This is a genomic window from aff. Roholtiella sp. LEGE 12411 (assembly GCF_015206995.1).
Classification (GTDB): domain Bacteria; phylum Cyanobacteriota; class Cyanobacteriia; order Cyanobacteriales; family Nostocaceae; genus Komarekiella.
In genome coordinates this window covers 81,007-103,753 of the sequence record NZ_JADEXR010000002.1, presented here as the reverse complement: position 1 = coordinate 103,753, position 22,747 = coordinate 81,007, and the positions used below count along the sequence as shown (strand labels likewise).

Below are 22,747 nucleotides of genomic sequence, written 5' to 3'. Positions count from 1 at the left end.
ACAATCACCAGTCAATACTCCAGATTATGACTCTTGACTCTTGACTTTTGACTATTCGTCAGGTTCAATTGTGCTACTTAAGCCATGACTTTTCAATGTTTCGCAATAGAACTCAGCATGTTCTTGAGCGCAAGTAATCACCAAAGCTAGCCCATTCGTATGGGCTTCCATCATGATGCTAACAGCTTGGGGCTGGGTGAGACTCGTCACAGTGGTTATTAGTGCCTGCACCACGTACTCCATAGAGTTGTGGTCGTCGTTATGAAGCAAAACGCGATACCGAGGCGCGAGCTTGCGGGATGTGGAACGCTTCTCAATGGTTTCAACTGACACGGCTCTTTGCTCTTTTATCGTTGATTCACTACAACAAACTATCTGTCGAGCGATCGCTTAACAGTTATTTACCCATTCTATAGTATTTCTGTCTGGATACTATAACAGGAAAATTTTTACTGCCGCAATTAGCCCCTGGCAGTATTTTATCAGCACTTTGTGAGGTTTATGTCTAATGCTACCGTGATAGTGCTATCTTTATGTTTCAGGAATTTCATCTAAGCATAGCTCATTGTGACTCTTAAAATGAAGGAAGCCATAAAATAATCTTTGCCATTGCCCAAACTGCATAATGATAGACATGAGCCTATATTTTCAACCAGGACAAATTGTGTCTTTAGAGCATGGCGACAGGAATCTGTATGCAGAAGTAATTCAAGTTGTGCTTTCCCGCCAGTTGTATTGGGTGCGTCCTTTACTGTTAGTCAATTTCGTTCAAGAATCGTCGGTGGTTACAGATTTGCGAGAAGCATCTGACCTGCTTTGGCCTATCAATTTATTTCGACCAGCTCTAGACACAGAAGTAATTACTTTATTGAGCCAGGTTTTAGCCAAAGAACCAAAAACTGAACCAGACTCAACTGCTAAGCAGCAACTCAATGAATTTGTTCACCAACTCTGGCAAGCATACCAAAATAGCACTCAGCAATGACTAGAGATTTAAATAGTCAACCTTATAGAAAAATACAAGTGATGATATCGCGCCTGTCATATAGGCTGTTTGTGCTAATAAAAGTTTGACCTACTTTCAAATTTGATGACCTAGCCATTTCTAAAATTAACTTGATATCAGAAAATAAGCATCAATAGTAAATCAATTAGAATTATTATCCCAGGCTAGGAACCAACTGGATTCGACCAGCATCCATCTCTGCCATTAATAATTCCAAGGCTTCGTAGTCAACGTCAGATATATAACCTAATTCCGTCAGTTCTGAGTTGATTTCATTTTCTATCTCTGGAGTTAATTTTTTAATGTCAAGAGCTTTCTCTACCAAGTGACGAATAGCATACTGAGTTTTCATAAGTAATAAACCAACTGTATATGATACTTAATTATCCAAGATAGAGTTAAGTATAAATTGTGATTTAGACACTGATTTTTAGTGATCTATATCACAATTTAACCAGATAGATAATTCGTTATCTACCCTACAATATGCCATTAGCAATCATGAAAGTGAAAGTATTTAATCTACCACTGAGCCTGGGCTAAATCGGCTTTATTTATAGACCAAGCAATTGTTCTCAGCATCGTTACAGATGACTTGTTTGGTCTACGGCTGTCTATGTTGATTGTTTTGGAACTGAGATAAAAAAAAAGTATATATAAATACATTTTGCTATGCATTTATGACAATCTTTAAACAGAGATACTAAAGCAATAAAGATTCCGCAAAGAGACTTAAGACGTATGGTCGATGCAACAAAAAAGAGTTTATGTTCAAATAAACCTCAGCTTGATGTTTTAATAACTCTCAATAGGATTTAGTTATGCAAGCAGTACTTAAATATCCCAAGATTGCAGTTATTCGTCCTCAAGGCTCTCTGAATGCTGCAAACGCTTTGGAATTTGAACGAGATCTGACCACAGCGTTGGCACAAGATGGTATGTCCATCTTGGTAGCGGATTTAGCAGATGTAGAATCTTTAGACAGTGCAGGGTTAATGGCATTGGTATCTGCACTTAAGCTGGCTGGGACTTTAGGAAGGAGTTTCCGACTTTGTTCTGTTTCTCCGTCCATTAGAATTATTTTTGAAATGACACAACTCGATAGAGTGTTTGAGATATGGGAATGGGAATGCGAAGCCGAGTTGGCAGACAGAAATCTGTAAAAGCTTCTACGATCAGAAGTTGGCGCAGAGGCTTAGGCTATAGGTACAAAGCTACTTTTCATCTGGCATCTGAACTTCAAACAAGCTTCCCTTTCCCTCCAATGGCGACTTATGGAGCGCTAGATTTTCTGATAGTGCAGCAGTTTTTGCCGATTAGAAGTTCAGTAACATAACTTTATGTTCAAAGAGCGATGCTGGCCCAAAGCTTAGGTTAAGAGCATAGTTTATGTAAAGGAGTTGTAAGTTGCAATATTCAAACCTGTAAGGAAACCTAATCAATGCTAAAGTTAAAGCTGAGTAGCTGTAATTAAGGTAGCTAGAAGATAGCACAGTGACTGTTGCAGTTGAACAATTAATAACATCGGATATTTTAAAACCAGCGCGTTACCTCGGTAACGAGCGCCTAGCAGTACACAAGCCTTGGGATACGTCAGTAATACGCTGGGTTTTAACCTACCCAGAAGTATATGAAGTTGGTGCATCCAATTTAGGACATATCATCCTCTATAACGTTTTGAATGCCCAGCCGCGCCAGTTATGCGATCGCGCTTATCTCCCAGGCCCAGATCTGGTAGCCAAACTACGCGAAACTAATACACCCTTGTTTGCGGTAGAGTCAAAGCGATCGCTCACAGAATTCGACATTTTAGGCTTTAGCCTAAGTTATGAACTGGGAGCAACCAATATTCTAGAAATGTTGGATTTGGCTGGAATTCCCCTAACGTGGCAAGAGAGGCAAAACAGAAGAGGAACAGGGGAAACAAAAGAAGAATCTCCTGATTCCCACTCACCATTTCCGTTGATTTTTGCAGGAGGACAGACGGCAACATCAAATCCTGAACCATACGCCGACTTCTTCGACTTTTTTGCTCTCGGCGATGGGGAGGAATTGTTACCAGAAATTGGCTTGGTCTTGGAAGAAGGCAAACAAGCAGGATTGAGCCGAGAAAAACTACTACTGGATTTGGCACAGATACCAGGTGTATATGTTCCCCAGTTTTACAACATGGCAAAGGATGGCTCAGTTCATCCCAATCGCCCAAATGTTCCAAAACGAATTCTGCGACGGGTTGCGACTCCAATACCAGCTTATTCTATTGGGTTAGTTCCTTATGTAGAGACGGTACATGACCGTTTAACAATTGAAATTAGGCGCGGTTGTACTCGTGGCTGTCGTTTTTGTCAACCAGGAATGCTCACCCGACCAGCACGAGATGTAGAACCAGATAAAGTGGTAGAAGCCATTGAACAGGGCATGAAGGCAACTGGTTATAATGAGTTTTCCCTGTTATCCCTGAGTTGTTCTGATTATTTATCCCTGCCAGCAGTGGGGATGGAAATTAAAAATCGGTTAAAAAATGAAAATATTTCTCTGTCTCTACCCAGCCAACGGGTAGATAGATTTGATGAAAATATTGCCAATATCCTAGGTGGTACGCGACAAGGTGGACTGACTTTTGCTCCCGAAGCTGGAACCCAGCGGATGCGGGACATAGTTAATAAGGGTTTGACGAATGAAGAACTATTGCGGGGTGTGAAAACTGCCTGGGAGAAAGGCTGGGATAAAATCAAGTTGTATTTCATGATTGGCTTGCCGGGTGAGACGGATGCCGATGTTCTAGGTATTGCAGAAACGGTAAGCTGGCTACACAGAGAATGTTGGGCTAAGGACAGAAGACGGCTTAACTTTAACTTGACAATTTCTAACTTTACGCCTAAACCGCATACGCCGTTTCAATGGCACTCTGTTTCTACAGCTGAGTTGAAACGTAAGCAAAATCTGCTGCGGCAAGAATTCCGCCGGATGAAGGGAGTAAAGGTGAATTTCACCGATGTTCGCATTTCGGCAATGGAGGATTTCATTGGACGAGGCGATCGCACTCTTGCTCAAGTACTGCGACGTGCCTGGGAATTGGGTGCGGGTATGGATTCCTGGTATGAGAACGTAGATCAGGCGTTTACAGCTTGGGGGTTGGCGATCGCTGAAGCTGGTTTAAACTGGAAATACCGTCAAGTGGAAAACGGTGAATGGAACGTCATGGAGGATAGTAGTGTTGATGACCGCCTCGACGTTAAGTTCCCTTGGGAACACATTGATACGGGAATTGACAAAAAATGGCTCAAAGAAGACTTACAACGTGCTCTAGAAGCTGCAACTGTCCCGGATTGCTCGTTTGAAGGTTGTTCACACTGTGGTGTTTGCAGCACTGACTTCGGACACAATGTTGTCATCGAGCCGCCATCTGTCCCAGAATTCACTGGTAATTTTGTCCCCAACACCACCAAAGCACAACGACTACGTGTCTGGTTTGGCAAGCAAGGCGATATGGCTTTGGTGAGTCACCTGGATTTAATGCGTCTGTTTGACCGAGTTATGCGGCGAGCAGGCTTACCAGTTGCTTTCACAGGTGGGTTTCATCCCAATCCACGAATTTCTCTAGCAACTGCCTTAGCGCTGGGAGCTACCAGCAGTGGTGAGATTGTGGATTTTGAGTTAACTGTACCAGTGGATGTTGATACTTTCCGCGAACAACTAGCTAGGGAACTGCCTACAGACATACCTATATATCATTTGGTACAGCTAGATTTGAAAGCTCCAGCAGCTACCCAATTATTGGAAGCAGCAGAGTATTTAATTACAGTAGGAGTACTCACAGAAGCAACACCTGCACAATGGCAAGCATGGATTGATACAATTAAAGCCAAAGACGAGCTTTGGTACGAGCAAACGACTAAATCAGGCAAGAGCCAGTTAATAAATCTGCGCGATCGCTTATTTGAACTGGAATTAGTAGAAACCTATCAAAGTATTGCAGAGTCAATATCTGTTATGCGTTATGTGGGTAGTTATCGCCAAGATGGTGTGCTGTTGCGTCCCGAACAAATTCTGTCTATGCTTGAAATAGTGGCTGGTGAAATTCAAAGCCTTGGCTTGGGAGCCTCGGACTTCGCAAAATTTCAACTCTTACACATACATCGCAATCGGCTAGTTTTAGGAGTATAATCCCTGAAGGGCAACTTGCTAGTAGTTGTCTTGATAGGGCATATCATGGGAATTGATTTTTAGCAAGGTTGCGTTAGAATGTGATGAAGAGAAATTTTCTGGCGCTGCATTGAATCAACTGGTTCACTACCCTCATAATAAGGGGGCGAAAGCAAAGATATTTAGAGTGCAACTTCTAGGATTTTATCCCAGACAAACTGAGGCAGATTAAAGAACACTCTCTGTATAGCTAACTTTGGAATCAGTAACTGAAAGCAGGCTCCGTCGGCAACTTTTTCTCTATGCTTTTAAAACAACTGCTGAAAGCCTAATCTACAGTAGTGCTGAGTACTGAAGATCCAGCCGTGTACGAGGGTTGCTCCCGTTGAGCGGACTGGTCTTGCTGAGTGTAACCCTAATGACGACTACGGGGAATAGAAAACAGAAATAGTTTCTTTTTCTTAAGGACTCAGTCGGTTGCTTTCAAATCAAGCGTCTTGACTCAAAAGCTCACTCAGCGAAAACTCTGAGGTGCGGCTTGCGCCCCTCAGAAATTCTGAGACTCAGAACTTTCAACTCAGGATTTCCTTTGATGAAGGTATTGCATCAAAAATCAACCGTCCGTGGTTGATTTAATTACTTAAACAATATGCAGCGGTTCTGGATTAATCAGGCGTGTAAACGCAATTACACCGTCAACAGCTCTTTAACTTTGAGCCGAGATTCGCAATTTTTATTATCAGTAGCGCTTTTGGAGCTGGCAGGGGCGAAAGGCGTAACAAACCTCCAGAGCTACATTGGTGCTGCCAATTTTTGAGGAAATTGAATGCCAAAACAAATTATTATCGCGGAGCAGCATCAAATTGCTGCCGTCTTTTCTGAAGACCAAATACAGGAACTCGTTGTTGCTACAGGTCATCACCAAATAGGTGATATCTACTTAGGTGTAGTAGAAAATGTATTACCTGGGATAGATGCAGCTTTTGTCAATATCGGTGATCCAGAACGCAACGGTTTTATTCATGTAACTGACTTGGGGCCATTGAAGCTAAAGCGTACCGCAGCGGCAATTACAGAATTATTAGCACCACAGCAAAAAGTTTTGGTGCAAGTGATGAAAGAGCCAACAGGGACCAAAGGGCCGCGGCTTACTGGTAACATCACCTTGCCCGGACGCTACGTAGTACTGATGCCCTACGGCAGAGGTGTAAATTTATCCCGGCGGATTAAGAGTGAAAGCGAGCGCAACCGCTTGCGGGCACTGGCGATTTTGATCAAGCCTGCGGGGATGGGTTTGCTGGTACGTACCGAAGCAGAAGGCAAACCAGAAGAAGCAATTATGGAAGACTTGGAAGTGCTGCAAAAGCAATGGGAGTCTATCCAGCAAGAAGCGCACTCTACCCGTGCCCCCGCGCTACTCAACCGAGACGATGACTTTATCCAGCGTGTATTGCGAGATATGTATGGCGCGGATGTGAATCGGATTGTAGTGGATTCCAGTACTGGCTTGAAGCGGGTGAAGCAGTATTTGCAGAACTGGAGTGGAGGTCAGACACCGCAAGGATTGTTGATTGATCATCACCGCGATCGCTCTCCAATTTTAGAGTACTTCCGTATCAGCGCTGCGATCCGAGAAGCATTGAAACCCAGAGTAGACCTACCTTCTGGAGGCTATATTATTATCGAGCCGACTGAAGCATTAACAGTGATTGATGTCAACTCTGGTTCATTCACGCGATCGGCGACAGCAAGAGAAACAGTTCTGTGGACAAACTGTGAAGCTGCAACAGAAATTGCTCGCCAACTGCGTCTGCGGAATATCGCTGGGGTGATCGTCGTTGATTTCATTGATATGGAATCGCGGCGCGACCAACTGCAAGTTCTAGAACACTTTAACAAAGCACTTAAAGCAGATAAAGCTCGTCCCCAGATAGCTCAATTAACTGAGTTAGGTTTGGTAGAACTAACCCGCAAGCGTCAGGGTCAAAATATTTACGAATTGTTTGGTGAAACTTGCCCCACCTGTGGCGGTTTAGGGCATACTGTGCGTTTACCAGGAGAAACCGAAAGCCGTATGCCAATCCCAGTAGAAATACCAGAGCGCTTTGTATCCCTACCTTACAAAGAACCGCGTCAACCAGCTGCCCGAATCATGGAACCACGAGAAACCTACGATGGGTTTGGGGAAGCATTCGATGCTGACTCTGAAATGGGTGCTCTGAATCTGATGAATCATCCTAGTTATCAAGAATTAGGCGACAATAATAAGCGTCGTACTCGTACCCGCCGTCATCGGATTGGTATCAACGGAGTAAATGGGAAAGATGAATCTCGGGTTGGTGCAAATCCACTAGCTTTTGTTAATGAGCCAGACTTAGACCTTGATGCTGAAGCAGAACTAGGAGGAACACCTGAAATACCTGCGCCCAGCCTCGGTAAACCGGGTTGGAGTGAAAGAGTAGAACGTACTAAAGTTACAGTTACTAAGGCAGAACCAGTTAAACCAGTTGTAGAACCGCCAGAGATTGTCTCTGTGGAAATGACACGAGACGAACAAGATGTTTTTGCCTTGATGGGAGTCTCTCCATTGGTGCGTTTGAATCGGGAGGTTAAAAATCCTAAATCTGTAATTATTAACGTTACCCTCCCAGGACAAGTTCCAAATATACCAACAGAATCAACCTCAGAATCAACCGTTACCCAAAGGGCAACTCCTGAAGTAAGCGCACCTATCTTGCCTACATCACGAGTTGAGTTAGAACAAAAATTCTTGCCACAAGAAACAATAACACCACAAGAAACAATAACAACAGAGGAATCAGGATTTACCGCGAACCCTTCGGAACGCTTATCTGCAAGAGGCCCCGCCAAGACCAACGCAGATGAAAGTGAAGCAAATAGCTCCTCTATTGCCAACCGTCGCCGTCGTCGTCGTTCCTCCGCAGCAGATGGAGGCACATCCACCATAGATGAAAGTTAACTTACATCTATGGTAAAAACAGAGCAAACTGCTGCTCTTGGGTCGCCAGCACCCATAGGCGAATCCAGCTGGCTTGAGTTTTCTACCTTGTCAGGTATTCAAGGGATGCTTGCAGGCGTGGATGAAGTTGGACGAGGATGTTTATTTGGGCCTGTGGTTGCCGCAGCAGTAATATTACCAGATCATGCTTTGCCAGAACTGATGGCAGCTGGAATTAAAGACAGTAAAAAATTGTCTAGTTCTCGTAGAGTTGATCTGGCGCAGCAAATTTATAGGCTGGCCATAGAATGGAAAATCGGCTTTGCTTCAACTGCTGAAATTGACCAGATGAATATTTTGCAAGCAACACTGCTAGCGATGAAGCGGGCTGTGCTCAAGCTGAAGGTAAAACCTGCACTTTGCTTAGTTGATGGCAATCAGTCAGTAAAAAACTTGCTAATACCGCAACAAACAATAGTCAAAGGGGACGAGCGATCGCTGAGTATTGCCTCTGCTAGCATTGTTGCTAAAGTTTGGCGTGACGATTTGGTGCTGCGTCTGGCAGCAAAATATCCCATGTACGACTTAGCGCGTAACAAAGGTTATGGCAGCCAGCGGCATTTGTTGGCGCTGCAACAATATGGTTCCTCACCCTTGCATCGCAAATCTTTTCGTCCTTGCCAAATGAAAGTACTCACTGATTAAATAATTACTCAGGATTCAGTATTGGCAATTCAGTACTGTCATCGTCAAGCCCTTTCTCTTTTGTTTGTAATATCACCCAGTGGCGATAATCAGCTAGAAGTTGATGTAGCAAACGTTGCTTAACTGTCAAGAGCACACTCTTGAGCAAACCATTGCCGGTTGCTTCTAAAATCGGCTTGGGAGTGAAGGAAAATGGCGGTGGCAGATCCACCTGTACTTCTAAATCGGCTCTTCCTTGTAGGCGAGTGCCAGTGCTTAGATCTTTGGCAGACAAATATCCTTTTAAATTTAGAGCAAAACGCTGATTAACATACTCAAGACCCAGAATTTCACAACCTACCGATCGCAGATAAATTATTCCATTGGATTCTGCCCAGACTCTCATGTCTACAGTAGGTTGAATACTCAGTGACATAAAAGTCATAGGACGCATTTTCAAGCGAAATACTTCCTCGGAAAGCTGCTGAATACGGCTGTTATCAACCAAAGCTCTAACCAGGCGTGGAGGCTGACGCAAGTAGTGCTGAATAGGAATAGGCTGCTGTGGAACAGCAATTTCCACCGATTGGGAGGCAGTAAACTTGGTAGCCATGAGTTGAAGGAAGTAATTGTTTGATACTTTTATTATTAATTAATTATGTTTATTTTTTTAATTCAATCAAATAAATATTTATCATGACTGATTTATTTTCGATTCTATATTTGCCTATAGTTATACTTCATTATTTAGACAGTTTGAGAAATTATGATTACTATCTTCAGAGAGATAAATTTAAGTCTACATAGGATTAATGAATAATCGCTCTCACCTACTGCTAATGCTGCTCTGGTTAGGCATTGGTACTAGTCTACGCTTCGTGCGTCTGGAATCTCTACCGCCTTGGACTGATGAGTGTGCAACGATAGTTTTTAGCTTAGGTAATAGTTTTCACACTGTACCACTCAATCAGGCAATTAGTTCAGATGTTTTGTTACACCCACTGCAACCTATTCCCACGACTGGAATTAGCGCAGTTATCGAGCATTTATTTGATGAGAGTAATCATCCGCCAGTCTATTTTGCTGTGGCACATTTCTGGATGAAAATGTTTTCGCCCACAGGGGAAATAGCCTCAATTTGGGTGGCGCGATCGCTCAGTGCTTTATTGGGGGTTGCATCGATTCCTGCCATGTTTGGCTTTGGCTATTTAGCTTTTCGCTCCAAGTTGGTAGGTCAGATGGCAGCAGTAATGATGGCAGTTTCACCCTACACTGTTTTCCTGGGTAGAGAAGCGCGTCATTACACTTTAGCAATTTTGTTAGTAATTGCGTCTTTGTGTTGCTTGGTCAAAGCAATTCAGACTATCCATCATCAGCAATCTCTACCTATGTGGGTGGTATTAGCCTGGGTAACTGTGAACAGTTTAGGAGTAGCAACTCACTATTTTTTCACCCTAACTCTTTGTGCTGAAGGCTTTGTATTACTGTGGCAAATTTGGCTAAAAAGCCAGCAGACTCACCCAGTGCAACATAACTGGTGGCGTATTTGGATAGTTGCTATGGCTACTCTAATTGGATGTCTGATCTGGATACCTACTCTACAGAATATTCCTGGTAGTGATCTCACAAACTGGGTTGTGGGTAGTAATCCTCAGGTTAGATGGTTAGAACCGATAGGACGACTACTACTTTGGACTATGAGTATGCTGTTGCTGTTACCTTCCACACTCACAAACCTGCCGATGGTGATTGTAGTTGTTTCTGGTGTGCTAACTTTGCTGTTTTTATTTTGGAGCCTGCCTAAACTCACTTATGGGCTGAAAATCCAGGGGCAATACCCTGATAGTTATCTAGCCATTCAAATATTGAGTATGTATGTTATTGGGGCGATCGCCTTGTGCTTGTGTTTCACATACGGCTTGGGAATGGACTTAACTTTAGCTGCTCGGTTCCAATTTTTCTATGCCCCGGCAGTAATTTTGCTCTTGGGCGCTGCATTAGCTGGCTGTTGGAACCAAGTACAGAATTTAAACCACCATAAACAAAAATTCTGGTTTCTGGTGAATGGGAAAGTTGCAGTCAGCCTAATTTGGCTGATGGCAGTGCTTGGGGGAGTGACAGCAGCCTGGAATCTGGGCTACCTACAAAATCAACGTCCTGATGTCCTTGCCTCTATCATCCAAAAAGCATCTCCAGGCAATGTGTTGATTGCTACAAATCACTTGCATCACGGGCAAACGGGTAGAATGATGGGATTAGCTTGGCAATTAAAACACCAACCGGACAAAAATTTGCAATTTTTCCTGGCTCATAAAGATTCAGAGACTAAAACTTATACCCACGCATTACAAGTATTTCAGGAAAAGCTAACTGAAATCCCGCGACCTTTAGACTTGTGGTTAGTTGAATTCCGTACTCAAGTCGATCTGGAATCCCAACACTGCGTTCCTGATAACCAATATGGTAAATCTGCTGGCGAATACAGTTATAAACTTTATCGTTGTTTTATTCAAAATAGCAGTACCGTAGTAAAAGGGTACTAGTGGTACGAGTAGAGTACTTAATGCCACAGGCAACTAAAATTAGGAGCAGTAATTAATCGGTAAATAAAAAATAAGAAATTGCAAAGGTAATTTATTACCAAAGTCTCAACAGCAGAGGCTTTTACAATGTGCGACTGTTGAGCCTCCTTGCGCGATCGCTGCTTCATAATTTTCGCACCTTCAACCAATATTTCAAGTTAATAAAGGCTGGGTTTGCCTAGATATAGTTTATAAATTTAACAGATAACTAATAAACACTATGACTATATCTATTGCTCATCTAGGGCCTCCTGGCACTTATGCAGAACAAGCAGCTATTTTTTATGTCAATTGGTTAGTCCAAAAGACGGGAATTGAAGCTATTTTATGCCCCTATCCTAGCATTGCTCAGTCACTCCAAGCCGTTGCTGCTGAACAAACTCAGTTGGCTGTTGTACCCGTAGAAAATTCTATTGAAGGCAGTGTAACCATGACAATGGATACGCTGTGGCAGTTGGACAGTTTGCGAATTCAGTTGGCTTTGATTATGCCCATCGCTCATGGGTTAATTTCCTGCGCCACTAGTTTAGATAGTATTAAAACTGTTTATTCTCATCCGCAAGCTTTGGCACAATGTCAGGGATGGTTAGAGACATTTCTACCAACTGTGCAAGTGATTCCTACTAATTCCACAACCGAGCAGCTACAGCACTTGGAAAATGATAAAACAGCAGCGGTAATTGCATCTAGCAGAGCCGCTCAGCTCTACAATCTACGGATCCTTGCCAATAGTATTAACGACTATCCAGAAAACTGTACTCGCTTTTGGGTGGTAAGTAAGGGTGAAGTAGACGCTAATTACCGTATATCTTCAATAAGTCCTAGTCACACATCACTGGCTTTTAGTACGCCTGCTAATGTACCTGGAGCGCTACTTAAACCCCTGCAAGTATTTGCTCAACTAGGTATTAACCTTAGCCGGATTGAATCTCGTCCGACGAAGCGATCACTAGGGGAATATTTATTTTTCCTTGATTTAGAAACAGATGCCACTTCAGCACAGATGAAATCTGCTTTAGCAGATTTATCCATCTATACAGAAATTTTGAAAATCTTTGGTGCTTACAATGTTTTGCCAATCAGTAGAGACTTGATATAACTTCTGTCTATTTCTCATTAAAGGTGTCTTTGAGTACAGCGCGAGCTGCCAAGTGATTACGAGTAGAAGTTAAAATTTCTGCTTCCCGTTCTAGACGAGCAGCAGTATCCTGCATTTCTAGCAATGACTGCTGCTCTGCGGCAACACCGTAAAGATTGCTGGCTACCCAATAAGATAACTCTGTTGGTAGATCGGGCAGATCTTCTGGTAATTCGATGTTTTGTTCAGTTAATTTAGCTGATAGACGCACAACATCTCGCAGGAGTTGTTCCACTTCAGAAGACAAAGGTCGCAAATCTTTAGTAGGCTGATGGTCTTCAATCCACTCTACTAAGCCAACGCGGTAAGGTTTTTCACGAACATATTCTAGCACACGAAATCTTTGCTGTCCCAAAGTTAACATTTTCATGCGATCATCTGGTAGCCGTTGATGATGAATGATTTCCGCACAGCAGCCAACGTTTGCAATCCCACCTTTGACCGGATCAACCATTAAGACACCGAACCTGCGATCGCTCTCCAAAATCGTGTTCATCATGATTCGGTAGCGAAATTCAAAGATGTGGAGGGGTAATGGTCTTGTGGGAAATAGAACTACTTCAGGTAACGGGAACAGAGGTAGTTCACGAACTGCAATTTTAGAAGATGATGTCATTGTTATCTCAGTATAAACTTAATCTTTAAAATTTATTCTTCTCTGCTTTTCCCGTATTTTGTTTACATTCTATCATTTGTTTTGTAGCTAAATAAAAGCCATGAGATATATTTATTCAAGGCAATGTAAATATTCATACTAGTGTCATTTGTTCTTAAAGTTATGCTCGGCCGAAGTTTGCAGCAAAGGAAGCCTCCGCTGCAACTTGTTTGTTTATGCTTCGTTATTAGCCATTTCTTCGAGTACTAATGATTAATGACTAATGATTAATGACTAATTTAAAGTTTTACTTCTATATCCACACCTGATGGTAGATCCAGTTTCATCAGAGCATCAATAGTTTTAGAAGAGGGTTGGTAAATGTCAATAATCCGGCGATGGGTACGGGTTTCAAAGTGTTCCCGTGAATCTTTATCTACGTGAGGCGATCGCAGCACACAATAGATCCGCCGTTTTGTTGGTAAAGGAATTGGGCCTATGGCTGTAGCATTAGTACGGTTAGCTGTATCTACAATCTTCTCGCAAGATGTATCCAATAAGCGTCGGTCAAAAGCCTGTAAACGAATTCTAATCTTTTGCTGCTGTAGAGTTGCCATTTTTAAATTGTCCAGGTTCTGAGTAATTAGGGGAATGGGACTGGGTACAGGGGAATGGGGACTGGGAACCCAATCCTCATTCTCTAGTACCTAGAATAAAGGGAAGAGAAAGGAGCAGAGAAGTACTAATACCATCTCTGCTCCTTTTTTATCAGAGCAAAAAGGTGTTACTTCAAAATTTTGGAGACGACACCAGCACCAATGGTACGACCACCTTCGCGAATAGCGAAGCGCATTCCTTGCTCAATAGCGATCGCGTTGATCAATTCTACGGTCATCTTAATGCGATCGCCCGGCATTACCATTTCTGCCTCACTACCATCATCGGAAGTAAAGGCTCTGATAGTGCCAGTTACATCTGTTGTCCGCACGTAGAACTGGGGACGGTAGCCAGAGAAAAATGGAGTTTTCCGACCACCTTCTTTTTCAGTAAGGACGTAAACTTCACCTTCAAATTGAATGTGAGGTTTAATTGAACCAGGTTTGGCTAGCACCATACCCCGTTCAATATCAGCCTTCTGAATACCCCGCAGTAATACACCGGCGTTATCTCCAGCCATACCTTCATCGAGACTCTTTTTGAACATCTCGATCCCGGTTACGGTTGTGTTACGAGTATCTCTGATACCTACTAATTCAACCGTATCGCCGACTTTGACTTTACCACGCTCAATCCGACCAGTAGCGACAGTACCACGACCTGTGATCGAGAACACGTCTTCTACAGCCATCAGGAAGGGCTTATCTATATCACGTTCAGGAGTTGGAATGAAAGAATCTACAGCATCCATCAGTTCATAGATCTTATCTACCCAAGGATCTTCACCCCGTTGGGTTTTGGGGTTGGCGGTCATTTTTTCCAACGCCTGTAAACCAGAGCCTTTGATAATAGGAATGTCGTCACCAGGGAAATCATAGCTGGAAAGCAATTCCCGAAGTTCTAGTTCCACCAGTTCCAGGAGTTCTGGGTCATCCATCAGGTCTTCCTTATTCAAGAAGACAACCAGACTAGGAACGCCGACCTGTTTTGCCAGCAGGATGTGTTCACGGGTTTGGGGCATAGGGCCATCTGTAGCAGCAACTACAAGGATAGCTCCATCCATCTGGGCAGCGCCGGTGATCATGTTCTTCACATAGTCAGCGTGTCCAGGGCAGTCTACGTGAGCATAGTGACGATTTTCGGTTTCATACTCAACGTGGGCGGTATTGATGGTAATACCCCGTGCCTTTTCTTCTGGCGCGTTATCGATTTGATCATAGCCCTTAGCTATAGCCTGACCCATAGCTGCCAAGGTCATAGTGATGGCTGCTGTTAACGTGGTTTTGCCGTGGTCAACGTGGCCAATGGTACCGATATTGATGTGGGGTTTATTCCTTTCAAACTTTGCGCGTGCCATGAATGCTCATTTCCTTATTCTAATTAAGCGTTCCCTTTGCTTTTAGCAATGATAGTTTCAGCTACGCTGCGAGGCACCTCTTCGTAGTGGCTGAACTCCATAGTGAAGATACCCCGACCTTGGGTCTTCGACCGGATATCAGTGGCGTAGCCAAACATGGTCGCCAGTGGAACTTTGGATGCGACCTTAGCGAGTCCCTGTTCGGTGCTTTGGCTTTCAATCTGCCCCCGGCGGGAGATGAGGTCGCCAATGACGTTCCCGATATAGTCTTCAGGAACTTCAACCTCAACTTTCATCATAGGCTCTAAGAGGACGGGTGAAGCTTTCAGCACAGCCTCTTTCATCGCCATTGAGCCGGCGATTTTGAAAGCCATTTCCGAAGAGTCTACATCATGGTATGACCCATCAATCAGCGTCGCTTTGACGTCAATCAACGGATATCCAGCAAGAACACCGGATTCGCAGCTTTCTTTCATTCCTTGTTCTGCGGGGCCAACGTACTCTTTAGGTACTGTACCGCCGGCAATTTTGGAGACGAATTCAAAGCCAGTACCGGGTTCTCCAGGCTCCAAATTGATCACAACATGACCGTATTGACCTTTACCACCACTTTGGCGGATGAATTTGCCCTCAATTTTGCTCACAGCTTTCCGAATTGTTTCCCGGTAAGCTACTTGCGGCGCACCTACATTGGCTTCCACCTTGAATTCTCGTAACATCCGGTCTACTAGAATTTCTAGGTGTAGCTCTCCCATCCCCGCGATCACGGTTTGGTTTGTTTCCGGATCGACGCGGACACGGAAGGTTGGGTCTTCTTCTGAAAGAGATTGCAGAGCCTTGGACAGCTTGTCCATATCGTTCTTGGTTTTGGGTTCAACCGCCACCGAGATCACAGGTTCAGGAATGAATAGGGATTCCAGAATTACTGGCGATCCATCATCACAGAGCGTGTCACCTGTCAAGGTGTCTTTCAATCCCAGAGCTGCTCCTAAATCACCCGCTCGCAGTTCATCGACATCCTGCCGATCATCTGCCTTCATGAGAACTAAGCGGGAAATCCGTTCTTTTTTATTCTTACTAGCGTTGAGAACGTAGCTGCCCTTTTTCAGGACACCAGAATAAACGCGAACAAATGTCAGGCGACCGTAAGGGTCAGCCATAATCTTGAATGCCAGAGCTGCTAGGGGTTCGTTGTCATCAGCCCGCCGCTCGATAGTATCACCATTAGGCAGTAAGCCTTGAATTGGCGGTACTTCACTTGGCGATGGTAGGTAATCTACAACGGCATCCAGCATCAATTGCACGCCTTTGTTTTTGAATGCCGAGCCACACAGTACTGGTACGATTGTGCCAGCAACTGTGCCTTTACGCAGTCCAGTGGCGATTTCGTCTTCTGTCAGTTCTTCGCCATCGAAGTACTTAGCCATCAGAGCATCATCAGTTTCTGCCACTGCTTCTACTAGCTTGACGCGGTATTCATCTACTTGCGCTTGCAATTCGGCGGGGATATCAGTTTCCTGGATATCGGTTCCTTGGTCGTTTGCGTAAATATACGCACGTTGACGTACCAGATCGATGATACCTTGGAATTCGGTTTCACTACCGATTGGTAGTTGAATAGCGATCGCATTTGCCCGCAAGCGATCGCGCATTTGCTCGTGAACTTTATAGAAGTTCGCTCCAGTGCGATCCATCTTGTTGATGAAGGCGATCCGAGGAACTTTGTAGCGGTCTGCTTGTCGCCACACTGTCTCGGACTGCGGTTGCACGCCACCCACAGAACAAAATACTGCAATTACACCATCCAACACGCGCATGGAACGCTCAACTTCAATTGTGAAGTCTACGTGACCCGGAGTATCGATAATGTTAATTTGATGATCTTTCCAACTGGTACTAATAGCAGCAGCAGTAATAGTAATTCCCCGCTCCCGCTCCTGATCCATCCAGTCTGTTACAGCAGTTCCTTCATGAACTTCGCCAATCTTATGAATTATTCCAGAGTAAAATAATATTCTCTCTGTTGTCGTTGTCTTGCCCGCATCTATATGCGCCGCAATACCTATATTGCGTACTTTCTCTAGCGGGATCGTACGTGCCACAGCTACCTCCTATAATTTTTGCCTCATGATATCTTGTATATTACTCTTTGTTAAGATTCTATACTTTTACGGAAAACCGTCTTTTTGGAAAAATCCACGATATACCGCTTACAAAAAAGCGATATATCGCTTTTCTACTTAGTAACGATAGTGTGCAAATGCTTTGTTTGCTTCCGCCATGCGGTGCGTTTCTTCTCGCTTGCGAATGGCATTTCCAGTTTCGTTAGCAGCATCCATTAACTCATTTGCCAGTTTGCTTGCCATTGTGCGCCCTGGTCTAGACCTGGAAAATTGCACCAGCCAACGCAGTGCTAGGGTAGTACCCCGGTCTGAACGCACTTCCATTGGTACTTGATATGTTGCTCCGCCGACTCGCCGAGCTTTTACTTCTACTAAAGGCGTTGCATTTCGCACTGCTCTTTCAAAGGTTTCCAAGGCACCGCTACCAGTGCGTTCCTCAATAGTTTTCAAGGCATCATAAACAATCCGTGCGGCAAGTGATTTCTTGCCATGACGCATAATCCGTCTGATAATCATGCTCACAAGGCGACTGTTATATACTGAGTCAGACGGAACTGGGCGCTTTTGAACAACACCACGACGAGACATACTTCACCTTTAATTCGGATTTGGCAACGAAATTATATGCTATCAGGCTATCAGACATTGGAAACTAAAAGCGGTGGAACCCGCCGCTCATAATTCCTCTATTTTTCCTCTACAGTTGCAGCGAGGCTAACCTATTGACTTGCTGCCTGCAACTAGACACACAAGGCGACAACATTAGAAACCTTAATATCTAGATTAAAATGCTGCTGTCGCTCACAGTATTTTGCCTAAAACTTTCTACACTTGCTCGCTTAGTGTAGGGTGTAGTTTCATTTTTTGAAACAGTTACAACAGCGATGATTACTATTGTTGAAAAGCAAGCGCTGCTTGTTTTTCTGTCTCTTGAATTTTTAAGATAGACGATTAACCGTGTTTGATGCGATTAATCGCCTAATCCTATTTTTTCGCTTCCTTAGGACGTTTGGTTCCGTACTTGGAACGACCTTGCTTGCGGTCTTTGACTCCGGCTGTATCTAAGGTGCCACGGATGATGTGGTATCTCACACCTGGTAAGTCCTTAACCCGACCGCCACGAATCATCACAACTGAGTGTTCCTGCAAGTTGTGACCAATTCCTGGAATGTAGGCTGTGACTTCAAACCCAGATGTAAGTCGTACCCTTGCTACTTTGCGTAGAGCTGAGTTAGGCTTTTTAGGTGTGGTCGTGTATACTCTGGTACAAACACCCCGACGTTGAGGGCATTGCTTCAGAGCTGGGGACTTGGTTTTCTGACGCGCTTTCTCGCGCTCATTACGTATTAGCTGCTGTATGGTTGGCATGAGTTACAGCGCGTGAAGCTGCATTAGGGTCTAAGTTTTAACAAATCCTAATTATATCGTTTTTGATGATTTTATGTCAATTGTTATTTATCTTTTGTCCTATTGACTAATAGAGAAAGAATTTCCACAGCCACAGGTAGCGATCGCCTGGGGGTTGTGGAACCGAAAACCACCACCCATCAGATCCTCTGAATAATCGAGTGTCAACCCAATGATGTAATTTAAGCTTTCAGTGTCTATGATTACTTGAATTCCATTCAAGTCAAAAACCTGATCATTAACTTTTACTACTTCATCAAAGAACATATCGTAAAACCACCCAGAACAGCCACCGGGTCTAACTGTTAATCGAAACAAGCCTTTTGGCTGCTGCTTGAACTTAATTCGCCCGATCTCACTAGCGGCTGCTTGACTCAAATGAATCATGAAATTCTTTTTTTGCCATTGGAAACCCTATCTTAATCTTACAGATGGGTCGACACTTCCACGCCTGATTATTAATCTACTTTCACATCCTGAACTAGAAATTGACACTCTCAGGTCTAAAGACACGCTCGATTCTTTAATCAAAGACGTTGCTTACTCAGACAGGATTACTCGATAAATTTTGCTTTCCACCATCACTCAGGAGTATGTGTGAGTTGTTTGCCATATATAGGATTCCTATTTGATTTTTGAAAGAACTGCGTACACCTCTAACTCCCTTTTTTCCCATTCCCTATCCCCTATCCCCCATTCGGTGTCTCTACAAGTCCGTTCACGAATCAAATCGGATTACTATATCTGGAATAGGTATCCCTAATTTAAGCTAGATGTTGTGGTGTGAGAGCGATCGCTATTACCACTTTAACACTGGAACGCCAGAAGTTCCTGCCTTCTTGAGGTGATCACTTCTGGCGTATGTAGAAACATAATTTTAGTCTTTGTTTTCAGGCAACCGATGAGGATTTAGACGATATTTAAAAGATCATCTGATTTTAACCCTTGGTACGTGCATAGTCATCTTGGTAGCGAATAATATCATCTTCTCCTAAATATTCGCCATTTTGGACTTCAATCAACACCAAGGGGATCACGCCAGGATTTTCTAGACGATGAGCTGTACATTGGGGTACATAGGTTGATTGATTATTGCTCAGCAGAATTTCTTGCTCGCCACAAACTACCCTAGCTGTACCTGACACGACAATCCAGTGTTCGCTGCGGTGGTGGTGCATTTGCAAACTAAGGCGGTGTCCAGGCTTAACTTCGATGCGCTTGATTTTGTATCCGCGCCCTTCTTCCAAAACTGTAAAAGCCCCCCAAGGACGCAGCTCAGTTGCAGCAACGCCTCTGGAAGTAATGACTGGAGGTAGGGGCAGAGTGTTAGTTTGTGCCATTTCTTGATATTGAGCCATAGTTACCTTATTTGGAGACATAACAAACCGTTAGTACTCTTAATCATTGATGAAAAATCTAGCGCGATCTCGCAACCGTGAAAATCAGCAACTTTATTCCACTTTGATAAAGATAGCAAAATCAAGCGTGATTTTTTACACCATCACTACTAAAATTTTGGTATCTACACCAAGTCTTCATCAAGCAAAATGGCTACTTATTCTAAACTTTAAAAAAAGCATTGGGCATTGGGCATTGGGCATTGGGCATTGGGCATTGGGCATTGGGAATTGGGCATTGGGCATTGGGCGTTGGTGATTAAGAGACTTTTCTATTCTCTACTCCTTTATTACCGCTGTTGCAGGAAAATACCAATTCCATTGTGGACGCGAGCTGCTGTACTGGGGGAACGGTCGAGTAGTTGTCCTCCCAAGTAAAGACTGGTAGAACTACCACCGTCCAAATTTAGGGCATTTACACACCCTAGAAGTTGCATTAGTTGTGCGTGTTCTGCCAAGCTAGGGCCATATCCGCCAGCACGATTATGCACGGTAGTAATCATCAGTGTGCCTGGTGCTGTTGTACAAATACCACTGCGAATTGCTTTTTCTGCAATAAAGGCATCGCTGAATTTCTCGCCTTTGGCATCAAGAACAATTTGACGATTTTGCACTAATAGCGGCCCTGCTCCCACAATGTGGGGGTAACGGCTAAAATCAGCCGGAGTAGTAGCGCTGGTGATGCGGACTGTGGTGCCAATAGGTAACTGTAGTGCGGTAGTAGCAGCGCTACCGCGTAAAGTGAGTAAGTATCCATCTTGAGGAATGGGAAGCGTGGTATTGCCTGCTTTACTACCTAGTAACTGCTTGGTAACTTGATCTTTCTGGACAACAAGGATAACTTCATTATCCGTTAAGGGGGTGTAAGTCGTTCCCCACACTGGTGTGTAACGGGCAATACCACTCTGAACGTAACCACTGTTAAGAAAAAGAATTGGTAAGCGCAGGTTGTTTGCAGTAATTAAAGTTTCTACCAAGGTGAGACGACCAAAGTAAAATTCCCCAGAATCGTTCCAAGCGATCGCTCCTCGGTTAAGAATAGGCCCTGATAACCATTGACCATCACGACGAATTGCACCCAAGGGCAATTTGTTATTGCGGTTAAAATAACCACCATTGATTGCTGCTACTGCTAAGTACCGCTGTGCTGTTTGAATTAAGGGTGCAGTACCCGCAAGAGTATCAGGGTTTGTCCAGATGGGTTTCAAGATCAGCCCAAATTTGTGGGGATTAATTTCTAACGAAACCACAGGAAAACGGTCTGTGCCTAACTTGACAAAACGCTGTTGCCAGCGTAATCCCGATGCCCAAGTGATATCCTTCTCTTCTAGAGCGTCGGGTCGAATATCGATAATAAGGCGATTGGGGTTAGCTACAGTACTAATTTGAGGAGATAGACCAAAGGGAACGCTCAAACGAACAATAGTTTGATTCTTGACTACCTCCACTTGTTGAATTAGCGAGTCAGGAACTGGCGCTGGTGGTGTTGGTGGTGTTGGTAATATTTGTTTGAGCAGGTTTGGCAGTAATGTAGGTGGTGGTGCAGGTGGCAGAGGGCTATAGCGTTCTACTAACACAGGATTGGCTATTCCATCTAGGGTAATTGTCCACTCTCGATTTGGCGGTGTAGTCGGCTTGGAGATAGGTACGTCTGGGTCAGAGAGTGAAGTTTGGGTTTTTTTGGCTGCCAAGCCTTGTGTAATTTGCCAAGGAGTTGGACGATCTAAATCAATCAAAATACGAGCCTGCCCCAAAGGTGCAACAGTTGAGACGGAAGATTGCTTATTCTCAATAATATTGGTCACTTGCGCCTTTGGAGTGACAATCACCAAGGTGTTGCCATTGGTTTGTATCTGCCATCCTGCTGTTTTCGCAAAATTAGTAATATCTAGATAACGATATGCTCCCAGCAGCCTAGTGGTTAAAACTACTGGCTTTGTAGCGGATGAAAACCACTGTACTGGTTGTTTAGCTGGACTACTACTGTTTAAGAAAGTTACCCCAATTACTTGCCTAAATATCCCATCACTGAGATGAGTTGTTGCTTGACTTGCTCCAGGTCGCTGCAACCAAGTTCCTGGTAATGTGCGACCATTGAGAGAAATTTGATTCCCAGAAGATAATATCCCTGGAAAAGGAGACCTAGAGGACTGTGAGATCAACCTCGGTATTGATTGGGCACTGGTAGCATAGTTAGTAGTTAAGTACAGTGTTGTCAAAAGTATTGGTGACATAGTTGACCAGAAAAACCTACTATTGCCGTGATTGATAATAGTACTAAAGTTTTCTCGTCCATAACAATTTGGTATTTTTACCATAATTTACTAAGTACTGGTGAAAGTTATTACCCAAGGAACAAACTAAAGATTAAGTTATTGGCAAATATTAAATAATCATGAATTTATTTTTTAATGAGTATGGTATTATATAGATTGGCTTATTATCGCTTTTCAATCAAAAAAAGCATTTTGTCGCTAGAGTTACCACAACGAAGTGTTTGAACTGGCACCAGTTCTGACCAGACTATACACGGTAGTTTTAGTCAGCAAAACTGGATTAAAATATTCGATCCTTACTGATCGCTGCTACTGTTGCTACTTAAGCGAGGCCTAATTAGTAGTAAAGCAAATGGCAGTTGTGAAGCAGCAAGACTCTAGACAGCAACAGAAATATTTGGGAATTGTCAAATGGGTATA

General features: G+C 43.6%; 20 protein-coding genes. 8 read left to right on the top strand and 12 right to left on the bottom strand.

Going from position 1 to position 22,747, the window contains the following annotated elements; genetic code table 11:
• Positions 1-51 precede the first annotated feature (51 nt).
• Positions 52-333, bottom strand: a complete 282-nt coding sequence (gene clpS / locus IQ246_RS01195) for an ATP-dependent Clp protease adapter ClpS (RefSeq protein ID WP_193999343.1) — start codon at positions 331-333, stop codon at positions 52-54.
• Positions 334-634: 301 nt separating this feature from the next.
• Between clpS and IQ246_RS01190 the strand changes: the two genes are divergently transcribed.
• Positions 635-985: a hypothetical protein gene (locus IQ246_RS01190; RefSeq protein WP_193999341.1), complete on the top strand. Its 351-nt coding sequence runs from the start codon at positions 635-637 to the stop codon at positions 983-985.
• Between the two features lie 175 nt (positions 986-1,160).
• On the opposite strand, the gene IQ246_RS01185 is transcribed toward IQ246_RS01190, so the two are convergent.
• Positions 1,161-1,358, bottom strand: coding sequence for a hypothetical protein (locus IQ246_RS01185; protein ID WP_193999339.1), 198 nt, complete (start codon positions 1,356-1,358; stop codon positions 1,161-1,163).
• A gap of 469 nt (positions 1,359-1,827) precedes the next feature.
• On the opposite strand from IQ246_RS01185, the gene IQ246_RS01180 reads away from it, so the two are divergent.
• The 4 genes from IQ246_RS01180 (at position 1,828) to IQ246_RS01165 (ending at position 8,816) form a co-directional block, all read left to right on the top strand.
• Positions 1,828-2,169: an STAS domain-containing protein gene (locus IQ246_RS01180; protein WP_193999337.1), complete on the top strand. Its 342-nt coding sequence runs from the start codon at positions 1,828-1,830 to the stop codon at positions 2,167-2,169.
• Between the two features lie 331 nt (positions 2,170-2,500).
• Positions 2,501-5,173, top strand: a complete 2,673-nt coding sequence (locus IQ246_RS01175) for a TIGR03960 family B12-binding radical SAM protein (protein ID WP_193999335.1) — start codon at positions 2,501-2,503, stop codon at positions 5,171-5,173.
• Positions 5,174-5,978: 805 nt separating this feature from the next.
• Positions 5,979-8,132: an Rne/Rng family ribonuclease gene (locus IQ246_RS01170; protein WP_193999333.1), complete on the top strand. Its 2,154-nt coding sequence runs from the start codon at positions 5,979-5,981 to the stop codon at positions 8,130-8,132.
• A 9-nt stretch (positions 8,133-8,141) separates the two neighbouring features.
• Complete coding sequence (locus IQ246_RS01165; RefSeq protein ID WP_193999331.1) at positions 8,142-8,816, top strand: ribonuclease HII; 675 nt, start codon at positions 8,142-8,144, stop codon at positions 8,814-8,816.
• Between the two features lie 4 nt (positions 8,817-8,820).
• Here IQ246_RS01165 and IQ246_RS01160 read toward each other — a convergent pair whose 3' ends face one another.
• Positions 8,821-9,408: a DUF1997 domain-containing protein gene (locus tag IQ246_RS01160; protein WP_193999329.1), complete on the bottom strand. Its 588-nt coding sequence runs from the start codon at positions 9,406-9,408 to the stop codon at positions 8,821-8,823.
• Positions 9,409-9,607: 199 nt separating this feature from the next.
• Here IQ246_RS01160 and IQ246_RS01155 point away from each other — a divergent pair, with 199 nt between their 5' ends.
• Both IQ246_RS01155 and pheA read left to right on the top strand, forming a co-directional pair.
• Positions 9,608-11,338, top strand: a complete 1,731-nt coding sequence (locus IQ246_RS01155) for a glycosyltransferase family 39 protein (protein WP_193999327.1) — start codon at positions 9,608-9,610, stop codon at positions 11,336-11,338.
• Between the two features lie 259 nt (positions 11,339-11,597).
• Positions 11,598-12,476, top strand: a complete 879-nt coding sequence (gene pheA, locus IQ246_RS01150) for a prephenate dehydratase (protein ID WP_193999325.1) — start codon at positions 11,598-11,600, stop codon at positions 12,474-12,476.
• A gap of 7 nt (positions 12,477-12,483) precedes the next feature.
• Here pheA and IQ246_RS01145 read toward each other — a convergent pair whose 3' ends face one another.
• The 8 genes from IQ246_RS01145 to IQ246_RS01110 all read right to left on the bottom strand — a co-directional run bounded on the left by IQ246_RS01145 (position 12,484) and on the right by IQ246_RS01110 (position 20,012).
• Positions 12,484-13,131 carry an LON peptidase substrate-binding domain-containing protein gene (locus tag IQ246_RS01145; RefSeq protein WP_193999323.1) on the bottom strand — a complete coding sequence of 216 codons (648 nt, stop codon included), beginning with the start codon at positions 13,129-13,131 and terminating at the stop codon, positions 12,484-12,486.
• Positions 13,132-13,409: 278 nt separating this feature from the next.
• The gene (gene rpsJ / locus IQ246_RS01140; protein ID WP_008232935.1) at positions 13,410-13,727 is read right to left on the bottom strand and encodes a 30S ribosomal protein S10; all 318 of its coding nucleotides are present in this window, start codon (positions 13,725-13,727) and stop codon (positions 13,410-13,412) included.
• Positions 13,728-13,894: 167 nt separating this feature from the next.
• On the bottom strand, positions 13,895-15,124 hold the full coding sequence (gene tuf / locus IQ246_RS01135) for an elongation factor Tu (protein WP_193999321.1): 1,230 nt from the start codon (positions 15,122-15,124) through the stop codon (positions 13,895-13,897).
• A gap of 23 nt (positions 15,125-15,147) precedes the next feature.
• Positions 15,148-17,226 (bottom strand): elongation factor G, encoded by a 2,079-nt coding sequence (gene fusA, locus IQ246_RS01130; RefSeq protein WP_193999319.1) that lies wholly within the window; start codon positions 17,224-17,226, stop codon positions 15,148-15,150.
• A gap of 138 nt (positions 17,227-17,364) precedes the next feature.
• On the bottom strand, positions 17,365-17,835 hold the full coding sequence (rpsG, locus tag IQ246_RS01125; protein WP_191758783.1) for a 30S ribosomal protein S7: 471 nt from the start codon (positions 17,833-17,835) through the stop codon (positions 17,365-17,367).
• Between the two features lie 396 nt (positions 17,836-18,231).
• Positions 18,232-18,615 carry a 30S ribosomal protein S12 gene (rpsL, locus tag IQ246_RS01120; protein WP_086687982.1) on the bottom strand — a complete coding sequence of 128 codons (384 nt, stop codon included), beginning with the start codon at positions 18,613-18,615 and terminating at the stop codon, positions 18,232-18,234.
• Positions 18,616-18,714: 99 nt separating this feature from the next.
• Entirely contained in the window at positions 18,715-19,041 is a 327-nt protein-coding gene (locus tag IQ246_RS01115; RefSeq protein WP_193999317.1) for an iron-sulfur cluster assembly accessory protein, read from the bottom strand.
• A gap of 551 nt (positions 19,042-19,592) precedes the next feature.
• Positions 19,593-20,012 carry a cupin domain-containing protein gene (locus IQ246_RS01110; protein ID WP_193999372.1) on the bottom strand — a complete coding sequence of 140 codons (420 nt, stop codon included), beginning with the start codon at positions 20,010-20,012 and terminating at the stop codon, positions 19,593-19,595.
• A 49-nt stretch (positions 20,013-20,061) separates the two neighbouring features.
• Here IQ246_RS01110 and IQ246_RS01105 point away from each other — a divergent pair, with 49 nt between their 5' ends.
• Positions 20,062-20,310: a hypothetical protein gene (locus IQ246_RS01105; RefSeq protein ID WP_193999375.1), complete on the top strand. Its 249-nt coding sequence runs from the start codon at positions 20,062-20,064 to the stop codon at positions 20,308-20,310.
• Positions 20,311-20,341: 31 nt separating this feature from the next.
• On the opposite strand, the gene IQ246_RS01100 is transcribed toward IQ246_RS01105, so the two are convergent.
• The gene (locus tag IQ246_RS01100; protein WP_193999315.1) at positions 20,342-22,369 is read right to left on the bottom strand and encodes a phosphodiester glycosidase family protein; all 2,028 of its coding nucleotides are present in this window, start codon (positions 22,367-22,369) and stop codon (positions 20,342-20,344) included.
• Positions 22,370-22,747: the final 378 nt, after the last annotated feature.